General features: G+C 70.9%; 4 protein-coding genes. 3 read left to right on the forward strand and 1 reads right to left on the reverse strand.

Annotated elements, in window-relative coordinates; translation table 11 throughout:
• Positions 1-172: DUF5319 family protein (locus A5714_RS26525; RefSeq protein WP_197513629.1), on the reverse strand; the 172-nt coding region annotated here is incomplete at its 3' end.
• Positions 173-331: 159 nt separating this feature from the next.
• On the opposite strand from A5714_RS26525, the gene guaB reads away from it, so the two are divergent.
• The 3 genes from guaB to A5714_RS09825 all read left to right on the forward strand — a co-directional run.
• The gene (gene guaB / locus A5714_RS09815; protein WP_068284861.1) at positions 332-1,942 is read left to right on the forward strand and encodes an IMP dehydrogenase; all 1,611 of its coding nucleotides are present in this window, start codon (positions 332-334) and stop codon (positions 1,940-1,942) included.
• A gap of 7 nt (positions 1,943-1,949) precedes the next feature.
• On the forward strand, positions 1,950-3,077 hold the full coding sequence (locus tag A5714_RS09820) for a GuaB3 family IMP dehydrogenase-related protein (RefSeq protein ID WP_068075282.1): 1,128 nt from the start codon (positions 1,950-1,952) through the stop codon (positions 3,075-3,077).
• Between the two features lie 50 nt (positions 3,078-3,127).
• Positions 3,128-4,557, forward strand: a 1,430-nt coding sequence (locus tag A5714_RS09825) for a GMC family oxidoreductase N-terminal domain-containing protein (protein ID WP_068284863.1), incomplete at its 3' end; no start/stop codon positions are given.

A 4,557-nucleotide genomic window follows, 5' to 3' on the forward strand; every position in this document is an offset into this window, starting at 1 on the left:
GCGCCAACAACGCTTCGTAGACCGCCAGGTCCGCGAGGTCGGCCTCGACCGCCATCCGCTCCTGCTGATCCAGGGGCTGGCCGGGCTCTACGGCTTCCAGCGCCGCTGACGGGTCGCAGGGATCGTCGGCGAAAGGGTCGGGCGGCAAACCCGGCGGGAGGTGGTCGCGCACGCCCCTAGCCTACGCAGCAGGCCCCGGATAACGCCAGCAGGCAGATACCCGCCGTCTGCCGCGGGTTTGGCCCCGCGGCACGCCCGAGCAAGCGTCGCCGTGGCGGACCGAGCCGATAGGATGGGGTCTTCACGCCGCATCGCATGGAGGGCCCCGCCGATGACCCGTGGCACGTCCCACCTGGAAGACAGCTCCGACCTCGTCGGCAGCCCCTACGTGCGCGTCACCCCCGTCTCCGGCTTCCTCGACGAGCCGATCGCCACCGGGGGTGACAACCCGCACAAGGTGGCGATGCTGGGCTTGACGTTCGACGACGTCCTGCTGCTGCCGGCGGCGTCCGACGTGGTGCCGGCGACCGCCGACACCTCCAGCCAGCTCACCCGCAAGATCCGGTTGAAGGTCCCGCTGGTCAGCTCGGCAATGGACACCGTGACCGAGTCGCGGATGGCGATCGCGATGGCCCGCGCCGGCGGCATGGGCGTGCTGCACCGCAACCTGCCGGTCGCCGAGCAGGCCGGGCAGGTCGAGACGGTGAAGCGCTCGGAGGCCGGCATGGTCACCGACCCGGTCACCTGCCGCCCCGACAACACGCTGGCGCAGGTCGACGCGCTGTGCGCGCGGTTCCGGATCTCGGGGCTGCCGGTGGTCGACGAGGCCGGGTCGCTGGTCGGCATCATTACCAACCGCGACATGCGCTTCGAGGTCGACCAGGGCAAGAAGGTCGCGGAGGTCATGACGAAGGCCCCGCTGATCACCGCCCAGGAGGGGGTCAGCGCCGACGCCGCGCTGGGCCTGCTGCGCCGCAACAAGATCGAGAAGCTGCCCGTGGTCGACGGCCACGGCAGGCTCACCGGCCTGATCACCGTCAAAGACTTCGTCAAGACCGAGCAGCACCCGCTGGCCACCAAGGACAGCGACGGCCGGCTGCTGGTCGGCGCGGCCGTCGGGGTCGGCGGCGACGCCTGGGTGCGCGCGATGATGCTGGTGGACGCCGGGGTCGACGTGCTCATCGTGGACACCGCGCACGCGCACAACCGGCTGGTGTTGGACATGGTCGGCAAACTCAAGGCCGAGGTCGGGGAGAAGGTCGAGGTGATCGGCGGCAACGTCGCCACCCGGTCGGCCGCCGCGGCCCTGGTCGCCGCCGGCGCCGACGCCGTCAAGGTCGGGGTCGGGCCCGGCTCGATCTGCACCACCCGGGTGGTCGCCGGGGTCGGCGCCCCTCAGATCACGGCGATTCTGGAGGCGGTGGCGGCCTGCGGGCCCGCGGGCGTCCCGGTGATCGCCGACGGCGGGCTGCAGTACTCCGGCGACATCGCCAAGGCGCTGGCGGCCGGCGCGTCGACGGCCATGCTCGGGTCGCTGCTGGCCGGCACGGCCGAGGCCCCGGGCGAGCTGATCTTCGTCAACGGCAAGCAGTTCAAGAGCTACCGCGGCATGGGATCGCTGGGCGCCATGGCCGGCCGGGGTTCCGGCGGCCAGGCCGCCAAGTCCTACTCCAAGGACCGCTACTTCGCCGACGACGCCCTCTCCGAGGACAAGCTGGTGCCCGAGGGTATCGAGGGGCGGGTGCCGTTCCGCGGCCCGCTGTCCTCGGTCATCCACCAGCTGACCGGCGGCCTGCGCGCCGCGATGGGCTACACCGGCTCGCCGACCATCGAGGCGCTGCAGCAGGCGCAGTTCGTGCGGATCACCTCCGCCGGGCTGCGCGAAAGCCACCCGCACGACGTCGCGATGACCGTCGAGGCGCCCAACTACTTCGCGCGCTGAGGCCGCCATGGTGGAAATCGGGATGGGCCGCACCGCCCGTCGCACCTACGAATTGAGCGAAGTCAGCATCGTGCCGTCGCGGCGCACCCGGTCGTCGCAGGACGTGTCGACCGCGTGGCAGCTCGACGCCTACCGGTTCGAGATCCCGGTGCTGGCGCACCCGACGGACGCGCTGGTGTCGCCCGAGTTCGCGATCGAGCTTGGCCGGCTGGGCGGGTTGGGCGTGCTCAACGGCGAGGGGCTGATCGGCCGGCACGCCGACGTGCAATCCAAGATCGCCCAACTGGTCGAGGCGGCCAGCAAGGAGCCCGAACCGTCCGCCGCGATCCGGCTCCTGCAGGAGCTGCACGCCGCGCCGCTGAACCCCGACCTGTTGGGGGCGGCGGTGGCCCGCATCCGCGAGGCCGGCGTCACCACCGCGGTGCGGGTCAGCCCGCAGAACGCGCAGGCGCTCACCCCGGTGCTGGTGCAGGCCGGCATCGACCTGCTGGTCATCCAGGGCACCATCGTCTCGGCCGAGCGGGTGGCCAGCGACGGGGAACCGCTCAACCTCAAGACGTTCATCTCGGAGCTGGACGTGCCGGTGGTCGCCGGCGGCGTCCTCGACCACCGCACCGCGCTGCACCTGATGCGCACCGGCGCGGCGGGCGTCATCGTCGGCTACGGCTCGACGCGTGGGGTGACGACCAGCGACGAGGTGCTGGGCATCAGCGTGCCGATGGCCACCGCGATCGCCGACGCCGCGGCGGCCCGCCGCGAATACCTCGACGAGACCGGCGGCCGCTACGTGCACGTGCTGGCCGACGGCGACATCCACACCTCCGGCGAGCTGGCCAAGGCGATCGCCTGCGGGGCCGACGCGGTGGTGCTGGGCACGCCGCTCGCCGAGTCGGCCGAGGCCCTCGGCGAGGGCTGGTTCTGGCCGGCCGCGGCCGCGCACCCGTCGTTGCCGCGCGGCGCGCTGCTGCAGATCGCCGTCGGCGAGCGCCCGCCGCTGCGGCAGGTGCTCGGCGGCCCGTCCGACGACCCGTTCGGCGCGCTGAACCTGGTCGGCGGCCTGCGCCGCTCGATGGCCAAGGCCGGCTACTGCGATCTCAAGGAGTTCCAGAAGGTCGGGCTGGCCGTCGGCAGTTGATTCGCCAGGGTTGCTGGCTTGTTACCCGTGAGTAAGGCCATACTGGGGGGATGAAGCCGGATTACGACGTCCTCATCATCGGTTCGGGTTTCGGGGGCAGCGTCAGCGCGTTGCGACTGACGGAAAAGGGATACCGCGTCGGCGTTTTGGAGGCCGGCCGGCGGTATGCCGACGAAGACTTCGCCGAAACGTCCTGGGATCTGCGCAGATTCCTGTGGGCGCCGCGGCTGGGCTGCTACGGAATTCAGCGCATCCATCCCCTGAAGAACGTCCTGATCTTGGCCGGCGCTGGGGTGGGCGGTGGCTCGCTCAACTACGCCAACACGCTGTACGTGCCGCCGGAGCCGTTCTTTGCCGACCGGCAGTGGTCGCACATCACCGACTGGCGTGACGAGCTGATGCCGCACTACGAGCAGGCCCAACGGATGCTCGGGGTGGTGACCAATCCGACCTTCACCGACGCCGATCGCGTCCTCAAGGAGGTCGCCGACGAGATGGGCTGCGGCGACACCTGGGTGCCCACGCCGGTCGGGGTGTTCTTCGGCCCCGACGGCACCAAGACGCCGGGCAAGACGGTGCCGGACCCGTACTTCGGCGGCGCGGGACCCGACCGCACCGGCTGCCTGGAATGCGGCGGTTGTATGACCGGGTGCCGCTATGGCGCCAAGAACACCCTGGTGAAGAACTACCTGGGCCTGGCGGAAGCCAACGGCGCAGAGGTGCTTCCGATGACGACGGTCAAGGGGTTCCAGCAGCGTCCCGACGGCCTGTGGGAGGTCCGCACCGTGCGCACGGGCAGCTGGCTGCGCCGCGACCGGCGCACCTTCACCGCGTCGCACCTGATCCTGGCCGCCGGCACCTGGGGAACCCAGCACCTGCTGTTCAAGATGCGCGACCGGGGCAAGCTGCCCCGGCTTTCCGACCGGTTGGGCGTGCTGACCCGTACCAACTCCGAGTCCATCGTCGGTGCCGGCAAGCTCGAGGTCGACCCGAACCTGGACCTGACGCACGGCGTGGCCATCACGTCGTCGATCCACCCGACGTCGGACACCCACATCGAGCCCTGCCGTTACGCCAAGGGCTCCAACGCGATGGGGCTGCTGCAGACACTGATGACCGACGGCACCGGCCCGGAGGGCACCGACGTGCCGCGCTGGAAGCAGTTGGTGGACCAGGCGCGCGAAGACCCGGGCAGGATGCTACGGCTGCTCAACCCGCGCCAGTGGAGCGAGCGCACGCTGATCGCGCTGGTGATGCAGCACCTGGACAACTCGATCACCACCTACACCAAGCGCGGCAAGCTGGGCATCCGCTGGTACACCAGCAAGCAGGGCCACGGCGACCCGAACCCCGCGTGGAACCCGATCGGCAACAAGGTCACCCGGCGCATCGCGGAGAAGATCGACGGTGTGGCGGGCGGCACCTGGGGCGAGCTGTTCAACATGCCGCTCACGGCGCACTTCCTCGGCGGCGCGGTGAT

This window comes from Mycobacterium sp. E2462, assembly GCF_001672685.1.
GTDB lineage: Bacteria > Actinomycetota > Actinomycetes > Mycobacteriales > Mycobacteriaceae > Mycobacterium.